The 18,379-nt window shown below is 56.8% G+C and carries 15 protein-coding genes and 1 pseudogene; 11 read left to right on the top strand and 5 right to left on the bottom strand.

Going from position 1 to position 18,379, the window contains the following annotated elements; genetic code table 11:
• Nucleotides 1-5 precede the first annotated feature (5 nt).
• From AC0V8S_RS39975 to AC0V8S_RS40000, 6 genes and pseudogenes are all read left to right on the top strand, one after another.
• Nucleotides 6-1,097 carry an amidohydrolase family protein gene (locus AC0V8S_RS39975; protein ID WP_475439448.1) on the top strand — a complete coding sequence of 364 codons (1,092 nt, stop codon included), beginning with the start codon at nt 6-8 and terminating at the stop codon, nt 1,095-1,097.
• The gene (locus AC0V8S_RS39980; protein WP_475439449.1) at nt 1,094-2,200 is read left to right on the top strand and encodes an amidohydrolase family protein; all 1,107 of its coding nucleotides are present in this window, start codon (nt 1,094-1,096) and stop codon (nt 2,198-2,200) included. The genes AC0V8S_RS39975 and AC0V8S_RS39980 overlap by 4 nt, the downstream gene beginning before the upstream one ends.
• A gap of 225 nt (nt 2,201-2,425) precedes the next feature.
• A complete protein-coding gene (locus AC0V8S_RS39985; protein WP_475439450.1) occupies nt 2,426-4,012 on the top strand; it encodes an ABC transporter substrate-binding protein in 1,587 nt (528 codons plus the stop codon).
• A 105-nt stretch (nt 4,013-4,117) separates the two neighbouring features.
• A pseudogene (locus AC0V8S_RS39990) lies at nt 4,118-4,225 on the top strand (ABC transporter permease); the annotation flags it as partial.
• A gap of 149 nt (nt 4,226-4,374) precedes the next feature.
• Complete coding sequence (locus AC0V8S_RS39995; protein ID WP_475439451.1) at nt 4,375-5,184, top strand: nitrilase-related carbon-nitrogen hydrolase; 810 nt, start codon at nt 4,375-4,377, stop codon at nt 5,182-5,184.
• 179 nt (nt 5,185-5,363) lie between these two features.
• Nucleotides 5,364-6,743: an MmgE/PrpD family protein gene (locus AC0V8S_RS40000; RefSeq protein ID WP_475439452.1), complete on the top strand. Its 1,380-nt coding sequence runs from the start codon at nt 5,364-5,366 to the stop codon at nt 6,741-6,743.
• Here the strand turns inward: AC0V8S_RS40000 and AC0V8S_RS40005 are convergent.
• The 4 genes from AC0V8S_RS40005 to AC0V8S_RS40020 all read right to left on the bottom strand — a co-directional run bounded on the left by AC0V8S_RS40005 (nt 6,681) and on the right by AC0V8S_RS40020 (nt 10,867).
• Complete coding sequence (locus tag AC0V8S_RS40005) at nt 6,681-7,040, bottom strand: transposase (protein WP_475439453.1); 360 nt, start codon at nt 7,038-7,040, stop codon at nt 6,681-6,683. The two genes, AC0V8S_RS40000 and AC0V8S_RS40005, sit on opposite strands and share 63 nt — an antisense overlap.
• A 348-nt stretch (nt 7,041-7,388) precedes the next feature.
• Nucleotides 7,389-8,819, bottom strand: coding sequence for a M20 family metallopeptidase (locus AC0V8S_RS40010; protein ID WP_475439454.1), 1,431 nt, complete (start codon nt 8,817-8,819; stop codon nt 7,389-7,391).
• Nucleotides 8,820-9,268: 449 nt separating this feature from the next.
• A complete protein-coding gene (locus AC0V8S_RS40015; protein WP_475439455.1) occupies nt 9,269-9,619 on the bottom strand; it encodes a non-heme iron oxygenase ferredoxin subunit in 351 nt (116 codons plus the stop codon).
• A gap of 30 nt (nt 9,620-9,649) precedes the next feature.
• Nucleotides 9,650-10,867 (bottom strand): NAD(P)/FAD-dependent oxidoreductase, encoded by a 1,218-nt coding sequence (locus AC0V8S_RS40020; protein WP_475439456.1) that lies wholly within the window; start codon nt 10,865-10,867, stop codon nt 9,650-9,652.
• A gap of 365 nt (nt 10,868-11,232) precedes the next feature.
• Between AC0V8S_RS40020 and AC0V8S_RS40025 the strand changes: the two genes are divergently transcribed.
• The gene (locus AC0V8S_RS40025) at nt 11,233-12,639 is read left to right on the top strand and encodes an aminotransferase-like domain-containing protein (RefSeq protein WP_475439457.1); all 1,407 of its coding nucleotides are present in this window, start codon (nt 11,233-11,235) and stop codon (nt 12,637-12,639) included.
• Between the two features lie 239 nt (nt 12,640-12,878).
• On the opposite strand, the gene AC0V8S_RS40030 is transcribed toward AC0V8S_RS40025, so the two are convergent.
• Nucleotides 12,879-13,010 (bottom strand): hypothetical protein, encoded by a 132-nt coding sequence (locus AC0V8S_RS40030; protein WP_475439458.1) that lies wholly within the window; start codon nt 13,008-13,010, stop codon nt 12,879-12,881.
• A 738-nt stretch (nt 13,011-13,748) separates the two neighbouring features.
• On the opposite strand from AC0V8S_RS40030, the gene AC0V8S_RS40035 reads away from it, so the two are divergent.
• From AC0V8S_RS40035 to AC0V8S_RS40050, 4 genes are all read left to right on the top strand, one after another.
• The gene (locus tag AC0V8S_RS40035) at nt 13,749-14,162 is read left to right on the top strand and encodes a Rieske (2Fe-2S) protein (protein ID WP_475439447.1); all 414 of its coding nucleotides are present in this window, start codon (nt 13,749-13,751) and stop codon (nt 14,160-14,162) included.
• 31 nt (nt 14,163-14,193) lie between these two features.
• Nucleotides 14,194-15,285, top strand: a complete 1,092-nt coding sequence (locus tag AC0V8S_RS40040; RefSeq protein ID WP_475439459.1) for an amidohydrolase family protein — start codon at nt 14,194-14,196, stop codon at nt 15,283-15,285.
• Nucleotides 15,282-16,385, top strand: coding sequence for an amidohydrolase family protein (locus AC0V8S_RS40045; RefSeq protein ID WP_475439460.1), 1,104 nt, complete (start codon nt 15,282-15,284; stop codon nt 16,383-16,385). The genes AC0V8S_RS40040 and AC0V8S_RS40045 overlap by 4 nt, the downstream gene beginning before the upstream one ends.
• Before the next feature lie 134 nt (nt 16,386-16,519).
• Entirely contained in the window at nt 16,520-18,373 is a 1,854-nt protein-coding gene (locus tag AC0V8S_RS40050) for an ABC transporter ATP-binding protein (protein ID WP_475439504.1), read from the top strand.
• The last annotated feature ends 6 nt before the right edge of the window (nt 18,374-18,379 follow it).

An 18,379-nucleotide genomic window follows, 5' to 3' on the forward strand; every position in this document is an offset into this window, starting at 1 on the left:
GTTTCTTGAAAGCTGAGGCATTTATGCTGCACAACCCGACATCGGTAATCGATTGCGATATTCATCCCGGAGTGCCAGGAAACAATGCTCTGATCCCTTATATGGACGAGTATTGGCAGGATCAATTCATCAGCCGCGCGATCGGCGAAATGGATCTGGCTAGCTATCCGCCGAGCGCGCCGCTGTCATGCCGCTCGGACTGGCGGAAAGATGGGGAAAAGCCGGGCGTCAGCCTCGATCGCTGCCGGGAACAGGCGCTTGATAAATTCAACTGCGAGATCGCAATCTGTAATCCGCTCTATGGAGGCCAAGTCGCGGCAAGCGGTTTGATGGGAGCAGAGGTATGCATGGCGACCAACAAATGGTTGGCTCGGGAGTGGCTGGATGCTGAGCCGCGTTTGCGCGGCTCGATCGTCGTGGCCTCGCAGCTTCCCGATCGGGCGGCAGAGGAAATCCACAGATGTGCATCCGACAAAAGGTTCGTTCAGGTCCTGCTGCTGGCCGGCAACGAGATGCTCCTTGGCCGGAGTCATTTTTGGCCGATCTATGAAGCGGCCCAAAAGCATGGGTTGCCTGTCGGCATACACGCCGGGACGATGTATCGCTATCCCACGAGCAGCGGTATGGGATGGCCGTCGACCTACCTCCAGGACTATGCCAGCGGAACTCACCTTTTCGCGGCACAGCTCCAGAGCCTGATCATGGAAGGTGTATTTGCCAAGTTTCCGGATCTCACCTTCGTGATGATCGAGGCGGGCATCGGTTGGGTGCCCAGTTTTATCTGGCGGAGTACCAAGTACTGGCGTGGTACCCGCGGCGAGGTTCCGTGGGTGAAGCGCTCTCCCGCGGCGGAAATCCGGGATCGTGTCCGGTTTACAATCCAGCCATTCGATACGTCGAAGGATCCGGTGCACGTCGAGAAGCTGATAGAGCACCTCGGCAGCGAAGACATGCTGCTCTTCTCTTCAGACTACCCGCATTGGCAGTTCGACGGAGACGATCCGATGCCGCCCGGTTTTCCAGCGCGGCTTCGGCAGAAAATCGCGCAGGAGAACCCTCTGCGGACATACCCACGGCTGATGGAGACGCTGTCATGAACGATACGACAGCCAGCCCGAGGCAGTCGGTGCGTTCCACATCTTTGGTAGGTATCGCCGATTCCGATATCCACCCCGCACTTAAAGACCGGTTTGGCCTCCATCCGTATCTCTCCAAGCGATGGAGGGATCATCTCGATCAGTATGGCGAATTGGGATTCGAGGTGTTTGCCGACAGCATCACCTATAACGGGTACACTTATAACGGATACCGTCACGATGCCTTGCCGCCAGATGGCGCGCCGTATGGCTCGGACTTGGCCTTCCTGAGGAAGCAGCACCTCGATCCGAACAATGTCGTCTTCGGCGTGCTCCAACCCCTGGTAGCGCAGGGCAATGGTGGTCGCAATCTCGATCTCAGCAACGCGTTGGCCGTTGCGATCAACGATTGGCAGATCGCCGAGTTCGTCGAGCCGGAGGATCGGCTGAAGGCGTCCGTTCTCGTCGTTCCGGACGATGCCGTTTGCGCAGTCGCGGAAATCGAAAAGCGTGCGCTGGACGCGCGATTTGTCCAGGTGCAGATCCCAATCGGGACAACGGAGCTGTTGGGTCACCGGCGCTACAGGCCTATCCTGGAAGCCGCGGCTCGTCACGGCTTTCCGATCGGCATGCATGTCGGAGGCCGAGCCGGCGCACACACTGCCAGCGGTTGGCCGTCCTATTACTGTGAGAGCCATTTGGACTACACCTTGCCTGCTCAGTCGCAGGTTATGAGTCTCATTCTTGATGGCGTGTTCGACCAGTTGCCATCTCTCAAGGTGATCATCGTCGAGTGTGGCTGTGCCTGGTCGATCGGACTTGGACACCGGCTCGACATGTTGTGGCGGCGTATGGGCTCGGAAGTCGCAAGCTTGAAACACCCGCCTTCCCACTATCTGCGGGAGCATTTCTACTTTTCCACACAGCCGATGGAGGAGCCGGACAATCCCGAGGATCTCAACTATCTGTTTGAGCAAATCGGCTGGAACAGGCTGCTGTATGCCAGCGATTATCCTCACTGGGACTTCGACGATCCGCGCTATGCCTTCAAGGCTCGAATATCCGAGGAGCATAGGGCGCTGCTGTTTCGGGAGAATGCCAGAGAAGTTTACCGGATCCTGTAACGCGAACAGCGGGAAATCAGCCGCCGCTTAAAGGATGCGCTTTCCGCTGAACGTATTGAAGGCAGAATGCTCTATCACGACAGCCCAGCTTTCTCGCGGGGCGCACGCGGCGGCGGATAGAATATGGGTGTCAACTACGTGCGCGAGTACATGCCCTCAAACGCTCGGATGTACTATGCCATCAATGCAAATTAGATAATAACAATGTAAATAGGGAGAACTTGAATGACCGTCGAACTCGAATACCTTGCCGCCCGCGCAGCGCGTGGTCTAATGAGCCGCCGCGCCTTCATGGGCCGCGCCGCCGCGCTCGGCGTGGGCGCCACTATGGCAAACACAGTGCTTGGTACGGCTGTACGGGCCGCAGGACCGAAGAATGGCGGCGCGCTGAAGATGGGCGTCAATGGGGGCGCCAGCACGAACTCGCTCGACCCGGCGCTGCAAAGCGGCCAAGTTCCGTTTATGTACATATCCACACTGGGGGACAAGCTCACGACCATCTCTTCCGACGGAGACGTGCTGCCGTCCTTAGCCGAGAGCTGGGACAGCTCACCCGATGCCGTGACTTGGATCTTCAAACTCCGGAAGGGTGTACAATTCCACAACGGAAAGACGGTGACGGTGGACGACGTGGTGAAGACGATTCAGCGTCACTCCGACAAGAAGTCCAGCTCAGGCGCTTACGGCCTCGTCCAGGGCATCAAGGAGACGAAGGCGGACGGCGACAACCTCGTTGTGACCCTGAAGTCCGCCAACGCCGACCTGCCATATTTGATGGCCCACTGGGCGCTCGTTATCCAGCCAAATGGGGGCTTCGACAAGCCCGATGCGGGCATCTTCACCGGCGCTTACAAGCTGAAGACCTTCGAGCCTGGCATTCGGGTGGCGATGGAGAAGTTTAAGAACTACTGGGATCCGAGCGTCGGCCATTTCGACACCGTAGACATCACGGTAATCAACGATTGGACAGCGCGGAGCGCGGCGCTGCAATCCGGCGAGGTGGACATGGTGAACATGGTTGAGCCGCGTGTCGCCGGGCTTATGAGTCGGGTGCCGAGTGTCGTCATCGCAGCCACCCCCGGTCATGGCTTCAACTGCTTCAACATGCTCTGCAACACGAAGCCGTTCGACGACAATAACTTGCGCATGGCATTGAAGCTAGCTATCAATCGCGAAGAACTGGTGCAGAAGATCCTCGCCGGTTATGGATCGGTCGGCAATGATATGCCGGTCAACGAGGCTTATCCGCTGTTCGACGAACGCATCCCGCAGCGACAGTACGATCCCGAACAAGCCAAATTTTACATGAAGAAATCAGGCTATACTGGGGAGATCTTGCTGATAACGGCGGAGGTCGCCTTCCCGGGCGCGGTGGATGCGGCCTCGCTCTTCCAGCAATCGGCCGAGAAGGCAGGGATCAACATCACCATCAGGCGCGAGCCGAGCGACGGCTACTGGGATTCGGTCTGGAACAAGCAGCCGCTTTCCGCCTGCTCCTGGCATGGCCAGCCAACTCAGGGCTTGGTGTATTCCCAAGCTTATATCTCGTCGTCTGATATGAACGACACGCGGTTCAAAAACCCGAAATTCGACGCGCTGATCTCGGACGCACAAGGCGAACTCGACAAGGCCAAACGCAAGGCCCTTTACAGCGAAGCTGGCAAGCTAATCCGCGATGAGGGCGGGCTTATAAATCCGATGTTCAACAACTATATTGACGCTTACAGAGAGGACAGAGTGGCTGGCTGGATCCCCAACCCGTCCTCGGAGATGATGAACGGCAGGGCGGCCGTCCTTTGCTGGCAGGCCTAAGGAGATGAAGCGGTCGGGCAGCTGCAGCGGGTAATGGCGGCGATGGCGCTGTTGCCCGAAGCCGGGATCTACCGATTGGCTACGCCGGAGCGCCAGTCGATCTGGACCGTTTCCGATAGAACGCCCTTTATGGAGAAGCTGCATGCGATCGTACTGCCGGCAATCGCTCCGGTGCTTGTTGTCTTGGCGCACATGATGCGTATGACGCGTGCTTGAATGTGGTGCAGGAGGCAGTTCTTGAACCGTGGGAACGAGAAGCAGCTTCGTACTCAATTGCCAATCTCAGTAGCCAGAATAACCAATAAACGCACCAGAGCACGCCAATGGGTAGGTTAAATCTCGCCTGCGCACAAATGTCGTGTATGCCTGGCAATATTGGAAGTAATCTCGACAAGCACCTGCGCTTCATCATGGAAGCGCGTCTAAAAGCAGTCGATATTCTCGTTTTTCCAGAGCTTTCCCTCACCGACTATCTCTCGGCACCGGACTTAATATCATTGGAGCGCTCGATCGATTCAACTGAGATTGCTGCCGTAGTGAACGCGGCGGGATCAATGGCTGTTTCCTTCGGGTTCATTGAAGCCGGCGAAGATGGTGTAAGCTACAACGCACAGGCTTTGGTATATAATGGCAAGGTGATACATGTGCATCGGAAGCTTAACCTTCCCACCTATGGCAATTTACGGGAAGGGCTGTGTTATGCAGCCGGAACCCGCGTCGAACTCGCACTGGTGGAAACCACGCGAGCCGCTACTCTAATCTGCGCTGACAGCTATAATCCTGCGCTAACCTGGCTTGCCGCCCTCCAAGGGGCCGATCTCCTGTTGCACCCTATTGCATCGGCTCGCAGTGCTGTCGGAGGCGATTTTGACAATCCGGGGAGTTGGGAAACGAATTTGCGCTACATCGCAATGATTTACGGCCTTCCTATAGTGATGACCAACCATTGCGGCACTCGCGGCGCCCTTGATTTTTGGGGCGGATCCCGGATTCTCGACGCTTATGGACATGAACTAGTTCGGGCAGGCGAGGGCGAAGAACTCGTACACGCAACTATTGAAACGGGGGATGCAATGCTGGCGAGACAGCTTTTGCCCACGGTTCGCGATTCGGCCCCTCGTCTCGTGGCAACAGAACTCGGACGTGTCCTTTCCGGTCTGAAGGAGGCTTGACTATTTGGGTTTGCAGCTAATTTCGTGCCTTCGGGGCATGGGATGGGTCAAGTGCAATGAGCGAAGACGCGGAGGCAATCGTCGCATGGGCGCAACGCCTTAAATGCGGTTTGCAGCACCACCGAAGATTACGGGCCATCTGACGGAAGGTGCAATAGGGCGCTGGCAAGGAGTTAACTGTGGAAAACAATGTTCAGCAAGCTACGCAGGTAGCCTCCTTTATTCACGACTTGAATTTTGCCGATGTGGCGGCTGATGTGCGTCATCAAGCACGACGCTGCCTTATTGACACTTTGGGAGTCGCGATCGCCGGAACGCGCCTACCAATCGCCAAAATCGTAAATCGCTTCGTAGCTCGGCACCTTGGCACTTCGGATGCGGACGGTGCAAGGCTCCTTCTTGACGGTCGCCGAGTTAGCGTTCCGGGAGCAGCGATGGCCGGTGCCGCTATTATCGACGGGTTTGATGCCCACGATGGGCACGTTCTCTGTAAAGGACATGTCGGCGTGACAGCATTGCCCGCCGCATTTGCCTTTTCTGATAGCCTGAAGCTTGATGACCTTGATGAGTTTCTAAACCTCCTTCTGATTGGCTATGAGGTCAGCACAAGAGCAGGAATAGCGCTTCACGCGACATCTCCAGTTTTCCACTCGTCGGGTGCATGGAACTGTTTTGGACCTGCTGCGATTGGAGCTAGGATGTTGCAACTTTCGGCACTAGAAACGTGCCACGCTCTTGGCATTGCGGAGTACTATGGCCCACGCTCACCACTCATGCGCGTTGTCACCTACCCAACTATGCTGAAGGATGGCTCCACGATGGGAGCCTTCGCAGGCGCCTCGGCAGCATACTTAGCTGCGGAGGGTTTTACCGGGGCACCTGTAGAGACAATAGATCTTGAGTCGGAGACTAAAGACTTGTGGTCTGATCTTGGTCAACGTTGGCGAATCCTGGAACAATATGTAAAGCCAGTACCAGTGTGCAGGTGGACTCAGCCCGCCGTGCAAGCAGTGCTTTCTCTAAGAAACCGCCATCCAGAGTTGACCCACGAGCATGTTCGGTCCGTTGCGATAGAAACCTTCCATGAAGCCGTTTCGTTGAGCTGCAGGGAGCCATCCGAGACGGACGCAGCACAGTACAGCCTACCATTCGCTGTGGCGGCAGCCTTAGTCCATGGTCGTCTAACCCCATCAGAGATCGCTGGTATTGGGCTTCTCGACCCAGACGTGCTTTCAGTCAGCCGTAACGCTCAACTGATCGAAGTGGATACGTACAACGCGCTCTTTCCAGCTGAACGATGGGCAAATGTCCGATTGATTCTAAAGGATGGCACTGTACTCGACAGTGGAGCACACACCACCATTGGCGATGCAGCCCAGCCTTTGAGTGACGACGCCCTTATGAGCAAATTTTCCGAAAACTGCCGCGGTACGCTCGGCCGCGACAGAGCAAACCGAATTGCAGAGATTGTTCTGGGTGGTTCACCCAATAGTAGCCTACGCGAGCTTTGTGACCTTGTGACGGCGCCGAACGAGACAACCATATCCGACTGTCAGTGACTTCGACGAAGTACGACCCCGGATCGGTATCAGCCAAAACCAGTGTAGAATGTCGTCCGCAAATCTCGTGTGACCGAAATAAATAAGTGAGCGCGCCGCAAACAGATCTACATCCGGAGAAACCGGGATGAGCGATACGGTCTCTGGAGACTTCAATTTGGGTGGCGAGAACTTCTTTCGCCACCCGTATATCTGTTGCGGAAGAACGTCGTGCTGGCGCGCTACATCGCAAACGCTCCCATCCGCGCTGGACGCTTCTTGCAATATCGAAAGCTTCAGTTCTGTCGACCATGACATTGCCGCTCGGCACCCGTCAGGATCTCAACTTTCGCCATTCATACCCTGTTACGTCACAAATGAATCATCTGCGTCGTAACTTGCGCTAATTCGCTAATTCCGCACCGAACCAAAACCGGCTCACCGGACGCTCACGATCATTATCTCAAGTGAAGAGTATTTGAACACTCAAGACCCTTGACCGGTCAAGTGGGCTGCAAAAACCTTTCCAGGAATGCCACGCCGCTCAGAGTGGCGACACTGCTTAACTCGGCGGATTGATACGTCACTTACGATGCACATCAATACCAGGAGCTCGGACCAGGTCGGCCGCACACTCACGACATCTCAAACCGTAAGAGCGGGGCTTTAAGGCGCCTTCGCACGCAAATTACTAGGCGTGACGTCCAAAGGTATTGGGCAGAGATATGCCCCCCCCGCGGTTTGTTGCTTCAACTCCGCCTTTGCACGAGTGATGATTGCTGGATTGCGTATGCAATCCGCCGCCGTAGAAGCCATGACCTTGGCAGCCAATATCATTCCCTTGTGGGCCGCAGGCAGGTTGCCTTGCGTGACGAGCTGCCAACTGTGAAAGGGCGTGCCAATGGCGAAGCAGGCTGTCCAACACTGTGCAGTTGGCACGATCCAGCTCACGTCGCCCACGTCTGTCGAGCCCATCTGGAATTGGTCTGCCCCCAACGGGAGGAGGCTATCGTGGAGGATCTTGTCCTTCAACGAAACATCGCTCCCCACGACGCTGGCCAGCACATCATCGTCCGACAGCGCCGTCTTGCGAAGGTCCTTGGCGAACTCATAGTCAGCTGTGTCAAAACGGGGCGGGCCGATACGGCGCATGTTCTCGTACATAACATCATACAGCGCTTTGTTAAGCAAAACGTTGGAGTAGCCGCCAGTGATTTGCACCTTTACAGATGTTTCGGTCATAAGTGCCGCACCTTCTGCAATCTTTTTCACGCGCGCAAACACCCGCTCAGCATCTTGCAAGGTCGGAGAACGGATAGAATAAGATGACTCGGCATAGGCCTGCACTACGTTAGGGAACTCACCGCCAGCGTTGATAATGGAATAATGAACGCGAGCGTCTGAGGGCATGTGCTCGCGCATGTAGTTAGCGCCGACATTCATTAACTCGACCGCGTCGAGCGCGCTACGCCCCAAATGCGGATCCGCCGCCGCGTGCGCTGCGCGACCGGTAAACGAGAAACGAGCCCACTTTGCAGCGTTCGAAGATTTCGTTAACACTTCGTTAACCACTGCTGGATGCCAGCAGAAGGCTGCATCCAGATCGTTGAAAGCGCCGGCTCGGGCCATAAAGGCCTTACCCCCTCCGGCTTCCTCTGCCGGGCAGCCGTAAAAGCGTACCGTACCTTCAATACCTTCAGCTGCGAGCGCATCCTTTAATGCAACTGCCGCAAGCGCCGAGCCAGCGCCGAGAAGATTGTGACCGCAGCCATGACCTGGTCCGCCCTCGGTCGAACTGGGTTGAGTTGCGCTCGAGACTTGAGCCAGATCGGGAAGGGCGTCGTATTCGCCGAGGATGCCAATGATGGGGCTGCCCTGGCCGAATTCGGCGATGAAGGCGGTCGCCATGCCGCCGACATTCGTGGTGATACGAAAACCTTCGCGATCGAGCAGAGCGATGTGCTCGGCAACCGAGCGATGCTCCTCAAACGCTAATTCTGGCATTGCCCAGATGCGGTCGCTTAAGGCGCAGTAGTCGGCAGCTTTCGCATCCACGCGGCGGACGATTTCATCGAGGCTGAGAGGGTCATTTTCCATAGTTACTGACATCCTTAAGATGATGGCTAACTGATCAGACCGTAGTTCCGGCAGGCGAGCTCACTGCTGAATAGGATCTAAGCTAGACATGCCGAATGTGCTGCTTATCCCAGTCATTGAATTTCGTCCCTACTCGACATGCTTTCACTGTTGATTTTAACGGGATACTTAAGGTCTTCACCGGGTGGTGATTGCGGCCTTGCTGCAGTTAAGTTGAGCACGGAGCCTGGGGCACGTGGGTGAATTTCAGAGCCGGCACCGTGACACGGCAATGCTCCGAACAACGATATATTACCCCTTGATTCGTCCAAGCCGACCTGTGGATGCGTTGTCTCTCGGTGTCTCTCTCCACGAAGGAAAGTAACCATCAGGCTCCGCCTTGCTAGATGCAGATGACAGCAAATTGCATCAGCACAACGCCACCATCTGGTGCCTGACAAGGGCAGCCTTTATTCATGATGCGGGAGACACACCAGGACCTGACCGTCTTCCACCTTCGTCTTAAAGACGGTGATTGGACACTCTGCCGGGCCTTGAACCACTTCCCCGGTGGTGATTTCAAATTGAGCACCATGCAGAGGGCACTCGATAAGAGTCCCTTCCAGCCAGCCGTCGGAAAGAAGAGCGAACGCGTGCGAACAAACGTTATCGGTCGCGTGTACTTTGCCGCCGATGAAGTATATTGCGATTCGGTTATCGCCGATTTCGAACGGCGTTACGGTATCGTCTTGGAGATCGGAAACGGGGCAAAGGATTATCCATCCGTATTTCTGCTGCGCTTTATCTATGTTCTTTTCCACTGTTATCACAGTTCACTCCGATTCCGACAATTAGCCAGTTGCGAGGTATATATCGGACGGATCGACTTCCTCGGCTCGGCTCATAATATCCGGCGATACAGGCTTGCCAGCCTTGGCGTCTCGCCGGATCTGCATCATGTCGCGACCGGGGTTGACTCCCACGGCACTGACAAAACGTCCCTGGTCATCGGCGCCAATCTCCAGCCACCGTTCGCTCGCGACGTCTCCGATGCGATACAGGCGCGTCGCGAGGGCTGGCAGCCCGAGTGACTGGATGGTTACGCCGCACTGATCGGACCAGAACCACGGTAGGTCCTGATACTGTGCATCCAGGCCACACATAACTTTTGCGGCCACGACGGCCTGATCGCCGGCCACAGTCCAGCTCTCACTGCGTAGCCGCCGGCCAAGCGCGGGCAAAGGATAGTTCGTCACTTCTCCGGCAGCGTATATTCCCGGAACCGACGTTTCGCAGCGTGCGTTCACAACGATCCCATCGGCGGTGTCGATGCCGGCGTCAGCGGCAATTCCCGCATTAGGCCCAATCCCGATGCCAATAAGGACCATGTCAGCAACGACCGCCCCTCCATTCCAGGTCAGAACGACCTCGCCCTTTGAATTATTTGACATACGCAGATTCGCACAGTTCAAACGGAACTCACCACCTTCGCTCGTGTGACGCGTCGCGACCCATTCCGACAAAGATAGGGACGCGCTGCGCGGCAGCAGTCGCGGCGCTAGCTCAATGACCGTTGTTTGACAGCCCAAGCGGCGAGCCATCCCCGATACCTCCAGCCCTATAAAACCACCGCCTACAACTGCCAGCCGCCGGCCAGGCGCAAGACCCGCGCGTAATCGCAAAGCGTCTGATTCAGTGCGCAAATAATGAATTTGTGCCGGGTCCACACTGGAGTGCTCGAAGTGCCGTGCTCGAGATCCCGTTGCGATCAACAGCTTGTCGTAGTGTTCCGGTTCACCGATATCAGTATGGACGATGCGTCGAAGAGGGTCGATTAGGGTGGCCTTCGTTCCATCCCGCAAAACGACGCGGTCTGCATACAGCTCAGACCCTTTCAGAGTCGGCCTCTTGCCCCCCAAGAGAAAGTCCTTGGATAGCGGCGGCCTGTCATAGGGTGTCCCGCTTTCGCCATGAATCAGGACCGTGCGCTGCTCAGGACGCAGATCGGCGAGCGTTGCGGCAGCACGATGCCCTGCTATTCCTCCTCCGATGATAACGACCGTTTCCATAAACAATCCTCAGCGCCTGGCAACTCTGAACGTTACCAACATGACAAACAGAAACAAAAGTATGGAGATTCGCCAGTGTCAAATTCCGGCGAATTCGTTCAGCACAGACGGCCCAGTTTCGAAACCTCGAAACGCCTGCTCACCACAAACTGTGCTCCGCGGAATTGGTGGCTTTTGTGCATTTTACCGGTCAGAAAGGATCAATATTGTTGGGTCGGCGGCGCTGCAGAAGGCTCAAGCACTGCAACTATCTGACTGCGAACCATTATTCGTCTAAGGTGGAACGGCGTTCTTGTGCAGACACAGCAGGTGCCAATTGCGATCGGAACTCGAATCTTATGACCCATGGTCCCCAGACGTCGGCCATGCGCCGCTACGAAATTGTCGTTGACCTTATCAAGCGCCGCATTCGCACAGGGACTCTGAGGGTCGGTGATCGCCTGCCGTCCGTCCGGCAGTTAAGCGAAGATACCGGTTATAGTCCGATGACAGTGCATCATGCATACGAGCTCCTGGAGGCTGAGGGTGTTTGCGACGCCCGGCCCCGGTCGGGCTTTTATGTCGTCGGTTTTCAGGCGCCAGTGACGGGCTCAGGGGGCCACGATGACGATGGAGAGACCGTTCAAAATCTGCCTGAAGCTTTGCTCCATATTTGTTATTCAAATGAGCTTGGCGCATTCGGCAGCTTCTACCCAAGTCCGGACCTATTCGACCGCAGCGACATAGACCGGCTGTTGCGCCAACTCTTGCGTCAAGGGGAAACCCGGCTTGTTGGGTGCGATTCACCACAAGGTGACGTGCAGTTGCGACATGAAATTTCGCGGCACGTCTCAAAGCGAGGATGCGTCGTGGCGCAGGGGGAAATAATTGTCGGCAACACGGGTATGTCGTGTTTCGACATGTGCCTCAATGCATTTACTAAGCCAGGAGACGTCGTTCTTGTCGAAAGTCCTTCTTATCTTCCAATGCTGGCCGGATTGAACCGCAAAAGCCTCTCCGTAGTGGAAATTTATTCCCACCCGCGCTCTGGCATCAATCCCGAACAATTCCTGCATCTTGTCCGCTCGAATTCCATTCGCGTGGCATTGCTGATGGGCTCCCACCACTATCCCACAGGCGTGACCTATTCCGAGCAAACGATGCGCCGTGTTGTGGAAATTGCTCGCCAACACCAGGTGCTTATCCTCGAGAATGACATGTTCAGCGACCTGAACTACAATGGCAGCAGACAGCCTTCATTCAAACAACACGATCCGTCCGATATCGTGGTGCAATTCGGGAGTTTCATGGCCTCGCTCCCGCCAGCGTATGGATTTGGTTGGATCATTGCTGGCACCCACACACGACGTTTGATGATCCATCAGTATACACATGGACTGAACAGCGGTGATGGTATCGTCCAGCGCGCGATCGCCACGTTTCTGGCTGTCCGTAGTCAGGAGAGACATTTGAGGCAGTTGCGCGGCACACTCGCCGCGAGGATGCAACGGGGCCTTGACCTAATCGAAAAATATTTCCCCAGTGAATGTGTTGTATCGCCTCCCGCCGGTGGGTTTATGTGCTGGGTGCGAGGGCCAGTCGGCTTCGATGCTACAGACGCTTTGCTTCAGGCAATAGAATCCGACTTCAGTTTTCTTCCAGGTCCTATCTTCTCAATCGAAGCCTCCTTCCGAAATTTCGTAGCGCTCAACTTCTCGTTCCCATGGACCGCTCAGAACGAAACTTTTCTGGCGAAATTGGGTGAGATGATGCACCGGTCAGCCGGACGGTGATGATCATCAGATCTTAGGCTCGACTGCGCAGTCGGCTGCGGATCAGCGCCGCTACGGTGGCGCCTGTTGCGGAACCGATCCGGACCGCATGCCCCGTTCGTACCCCTCTACGCGGATGGTCGCCGGAGCGTTTTCGGTGCTCGGCTCGTTCGATCGGTCCACAGACCGAGGGCACGTCATCGCCATCCTCGCCAGCCGGCCGCATCCGGAATATGGATTCAGAACATGCCTCGGCGTTCTCAAAGGCGATCGACATGGCGTAGGCCGAAGCCGTTTCGGCCCGTGCTCTCGAGATCCGCGGCCGTGATCAGGCGCTGATCCCCCTCGAAATCGTGCCAGCTCAGGTAACCCTCGTGATGATCGGTGAGCAAGAACCTCCCCGTCGCGCCTGATCCCGCGCAAGATCCGTTTGCGCCCGGCCCCGATAGTGACTTCGCTGCCCGGGCGCCCCAATACATAGGGGCCGGCGTAGAGATCGGGTTGGTGAGAATGTGGTGAAGCGTGTAGTAGACGCGTAACTTCCAGACAATCGTCCACTTCGCCGCGCGCACGTAATTTTCGGCCGGGAGCAGATGGTTTCGCGACGCAGCCACAGGTGCACTAGCCGGATGCTCAGCAGTTCATTGAAACGCCGGAATACGAGATCAATCGTCTCGCGCACCCGCAGATCAGGGTCTTTCTCGATCCGGCTCCGAACCGACTTTGTGTAACCGCAAGCAGAAAAAGTTCGCCCCGCCGCGCCTTCCTTAGGTGACCACCGCCTTCTACAAGGCAACCATGATCTTCTTGCCATCGTCGATCGACAGGCCGAGATCGCCATCAGGCAGCCTCTCGTCGCTCTTATGGATGCGGACTCCTTTCGACAAAGGTCATCACCGAAATCGTTCTTCCCTTCGATCGAGATCGTCCATTCCATCGCTCTCAACGCCTCCTCGAACAAAGCGACGGTGATGGCCAATCGGCGCTAACAAATCATATCCGCACCGGTGTCCATCTGTAGCGGTTCACTTTCACCAAATCTGTCTATTCAAATATCAATGGAGCGAGCTTATTCAAGCCAATATGGCTACTCGGATGGGTTCCGTCTCGCTTTCGCATAGGGAGGGAAAATGGCTAAGCATGTGGTGGGCAAGGCAGAGGATGTCGGTCCGGGCATGCGCAAGGTCTTCGAGGTGCGGGGCCGTCCCATCGTCATCTTCAATCTCGACGGCGACTACTTCGCCCTCCTCAACCGTTGCCCTCACCAGAGCGCAGAACTGTCGATGGGCTTTATCTCAGGGATTGCAACGGCAGATGAGCCCGGACATGTCAAGTGTTCGCGTCGGGGGGAGTTCATTCGCTGCCCTTGGCACGGCTGGGAATTTGATATTCGCACTGGCCAGTCATGGTGTGATCCAGGTCGAATATCCGTGAGACAATACCCGGTGACGATAACTCCGGGAACCGAATTGGCCGAGGGTCCGTATAAAGCGGAAACTTTCCCTGTGAGTGTCGAAGACTCCTATCTGGTCGTCGATCTGTGAGCGATCGACCCCGTGGAGATGGCAGAGTTTCTTGAAAGCTGAGGCATTTATGCTGCACAACCCGACATCGGTAATCGATTGCGATATTCATCCCGGAGTGCCAGGAAACAATGCTCTGATCCCTTATATGGACGAGTATTGGCAGGATCAATTCATCAGCCGCGCGATCGGCGAAATGGATCTGGCTAGCTATCCGCCGAGCGCGCCGCTGTCATGCCGCTCGGACTGGCGGAAAGATGGGGAAAAGCCGGGCGTCAGCCTCGATCGCTGCCGGGAACAGGCGCTTGATAAATTCAACTGCGAGATCGCAATCTGTAATCCGCTCTATGGAGGCCAAGTCGCGGCAAGCGGTTTGATGGGAGCAGAGGTATGCATGGCGACCAACAAATGGTTGGCTCGGGAGTGGCTGGATGCTGAGCCGCGTTTGCGCGGCTCGATCGTCGTGGCCTCGCAGCTTCCCGATCGGGCGGCAGAGGAAATCCACAGATGTGCATCCGACAAAAGGTTCGTTCAGGTCCTGCTGCTGGCCGGCAACGAGATGCTCCTTGGCCGGAGTCATTTTTGGCCGATCTATGAAGCGGCCCAAAAGCATGGGTTGCCTGTCGGCATACACGCCGGGACGATGTATCGCTATCCCACGAGCAGCGGTATGGGATGGCCGTCGACCTACCTCCAGGACTATGCCAGCGGAACTCACCTTTTCGCGGCACAGCTCCAGAGCCTGATCATGGAAGGTGTATTTGCCAAGTTTCCGGATCTCACCTTCGTGATGATCGAGGCGGGCATCGGTTGGGTGCCCAGTTTTATCTGGCGGAGTACCAAGTACTGGCGTGGTACCCGCGGCGAGGTTCCGTGGGTGAAGCGCTCTCCCGCGGCGGAAATCCGGGATCGTGTCCGGTTTACAATCCAGCCATTCGATACGTCGAAGGATCCGGTGCACGTCGAGAAGCTGATAGAGCACCTCGGCAGCGAAGACATGCTGCTCTTCTCTTCAGACTACCCGCATTGGCAGTTCGACGGAGACGATCCGATGCCGCCCGGTTTTCCAGCGCGGCTTCGGCAGAAAATCGCGCAGGAGAACCCTCTGCGGACATACCCACGGCTGATGGAGACGGTGTCATGAACGATACGACAGCCAGCCCGAGGCAGTCGGTGCGTTCCACATCTTTGGTAGGTATCGCCGATAGCGATATCCACCCGGCACTTAAAGACCGGTTTGGCCTCCATCCGTATCTCTCCAAGCGATGGAGGGATCATCTCGATCAGTATGGCGAATTGGGATTCGAGGCGCTTGCCAGCGGCTACAGCATTGACAGCTACATCCCATTGTCGTGCCGTCGTGATGCCTGGCCGAGTGACGGGCCGCCCGGTTCGGACCTGGCGGTCCTGAGGAAGCAGCACCTCGATCCGAACAATGTCGTCTTCGGCGTGCTCGAGCCGATGGTGGGGCTGGGCAACGGCGGTCGCAATCTCGATCTCAGCAACGCGTTGTCCACGGCGCTGAACGATTGGCAGATCGCCGAGTTCGTCGAGCCGGAGGATCGGCTGAAGGCGTCCGTTCTGGTCGTTCCGGACGATGCCGTTTCCGCGGTCGCAGAGATTGAAAAGCGTGCGCTGGACGCGCGATTTGTCCAGGTGCAGATTTTCATAGGGACAACCGAGCCATTGGGCCACCGGCGCTACAGGCCTATCCTGGAAGCAGCGGCTCATCACGGCTTTCCGATCGGCATGCATGTCGGCGGCCGAGCCGGCGCACGGACCGCTAGCGGCTGGCCGTCCTACTACTGTGAAAACCATTTGGATCTCACCTTCGCTGCGCAGTCGCAGGTTATGAGTCTCATTCTTGATGGCGTGTTCGATCAGTTGCCATCTCTCAAGGTGATCATCATCGAGTGTGGCTGTGCCTGGTCGATCGGACTTGGACACCGGCTCGACATGTTGTGGCGGCGTATGGGCTCGGAAGTCGCAAGCCTGAAACACCCGCCTTCCCACTATCTGCACGAGCATTTCTACTTTTCCACACAGCCGATGGAAGAGCCGGACAATCCCGAGGATCTCAACTATCTGTTTGAGCAAATCGGCTGGAACAGGCTGCTGTATGCCAGCGATTATCCTCACTGGGACTTCGACGATCCGCGCTATGCCTTCAAGGCTCGAATATCCGAGGAGCATAGGGCGCTGCTGTTTCGGGAGAATGCCAGAGAAGTTTACCGGATCCTGTAACGCGAACAGCCGAAAAGAGAACCCTCGGGTCTTCAGCGAGAATCGGTCGTAAGTTTTGGGGTGATTTCGTGGTTTCCGACGTGATAGATTTGTACAAGCCTGAGCCAAGCCTTCTAGACGTGCGCAAGCACGAGATGGCCCCTACGGTCCTATCAGTTTCGAAGTTGGTGACCTCGTTCCGTGTCGGAGGGCGCTGGGCGCCCGTCGTTGACGGCATATCGTTTGAGATCGGCGAGAGAGAGACAGTCGCCATCGTCGGCGAATCCGGCTCGGGAAAGAGCGTGACGGCGCTCTCGATCATGCGGCTCAACTCGCCTGCTTCGAGCAAGGTCGAGGGGTCAATCAAGCTCGAGGGCAAGGAACTGCTCACCCTGCGGGATGCCGAGATGCGCCGTATCCGCGGCAATGAAATTGCCATGATCTTCCAGGAACCGATGACTTCACTGAACCCGGTGTTGACCATTGGCTTTCAGGTCGCCGAAGCGCTGATCCTACATCGTGGTCTATCACGGTCCGAGGCTGAGGCGGAGACGATCCGACTTTTGGACAAGGTGCGCATCCCCGCCGCGACGTCGCGCTTCCACGAATATCCACACCACTTCTCGGGCGGCATGCGCCAACGCGTGATGATCGCGATGGCGCTGGCCGGCAAGCCAAAGCTGCTGATTGCTGACGAGCCGACGACGGCGCTGGACGTCACGATTCAGGCGCAAATCCTGGAGCTGATCAAGGAGTTGCAGAAAGAGGAGGGCATGTCCGTCCTCTTCATCACCCACGACATGGGTGTCGTCGCCGAGATCGCCGACCGTACGGTGGTTATGTATAACGGCCAGGTGGTCGAGGCTGCGTCGACCGAGGACATCTTCGAACGCCCCGAACACCCCTACACGCGATCGCTGCTTTCCGCCGTTCCAAAACTCGGCTCCATGAAAGGCCGTAGGCGGCCGATGCGCTTCCCGGTTGTAGACCGTGCTACTGGCCAATCCGACGTGCCGGCCGAGGTACCCGATACCGTCAAGGAGGCGGGGCGCCCGGTGCTGGAAGTTGCGGGCTTGACGAAGCGCTTCGAAATCCGTTCGAGTATGTTTTCTTCGGTCAAGGGCCGGGTCTACGCGGTCGAGAATGTTTCCTTCAGCGTCAAGAGCGGCGAAACCTTGGCACTGGTCGGCGAGTCAGGCTGTGGTAAGTCGACGACCGGCCGCACAGTGATGCGATTGACTGAGCCCCTCTCGGGCTCGATTTTGCTCGACGGCGTTGACCTTCTCAAGCTTAGCCGTCCTGAGTTACGCAAGCAGCGTAGTCGCATGCAGATGATCTTCCAAGATCCGTTTGCATCGCTCAATCCGCGCATGAATGTCGGCACAGCGATCATCGAACCGCTGTTGATCAATGCTCGCGCCAGCCGCTCGGAAGCACGCGACAAGGTGGCCGACCTCCTGCAGCGGGTAGGCCTGACGCCTGACATGGTCAATAGGTTTCCGCACGAATTCTCGGGTGGCCAGCGCCAGCGCATCTGTATTGCGCGTGCGCTAGCGCTTGAGCCGCGGCTCATCGTGGCGGACGAAGCCGTCTCGGCGCTGGACGTTTCTGTTAAGGCGCAAGTCGTCAACCTTATGCTGGATCTTCAGGCCCGTATGGGCCTAGCCTATCTCTTCATTTCGCACGACATGGCAGTGGTCGAGCGCGTTAGCCACCGCGTGGCCGTGATGTATCTCGGCGAGATCGTCGAGATCGGCCCGCGCGAGTCGATTTTTCAGAATCCGCAGCATCCGTATACCAAACGGCTGCTCGCGGCAGTGCCGATCGCCGATCCGGCACGGCGCCTGCAGAAACGCCTGGTCTCAAACGACGAAATTATGAGCCCAGTCCGGCCTGCAGATTACGTCCCACCTGTGCGTCAGTACAGAGATGTCTCGCCCGGACATGCAGTGATGATCTGGGGCGAGGAATGGGAGAGGAAGAACCTTACTGGGTCTTTAAACAACTAGAGGGAA

It is taken from the genome of Mesorhizobium oxytropidicola (assembly GCF_056174625.1).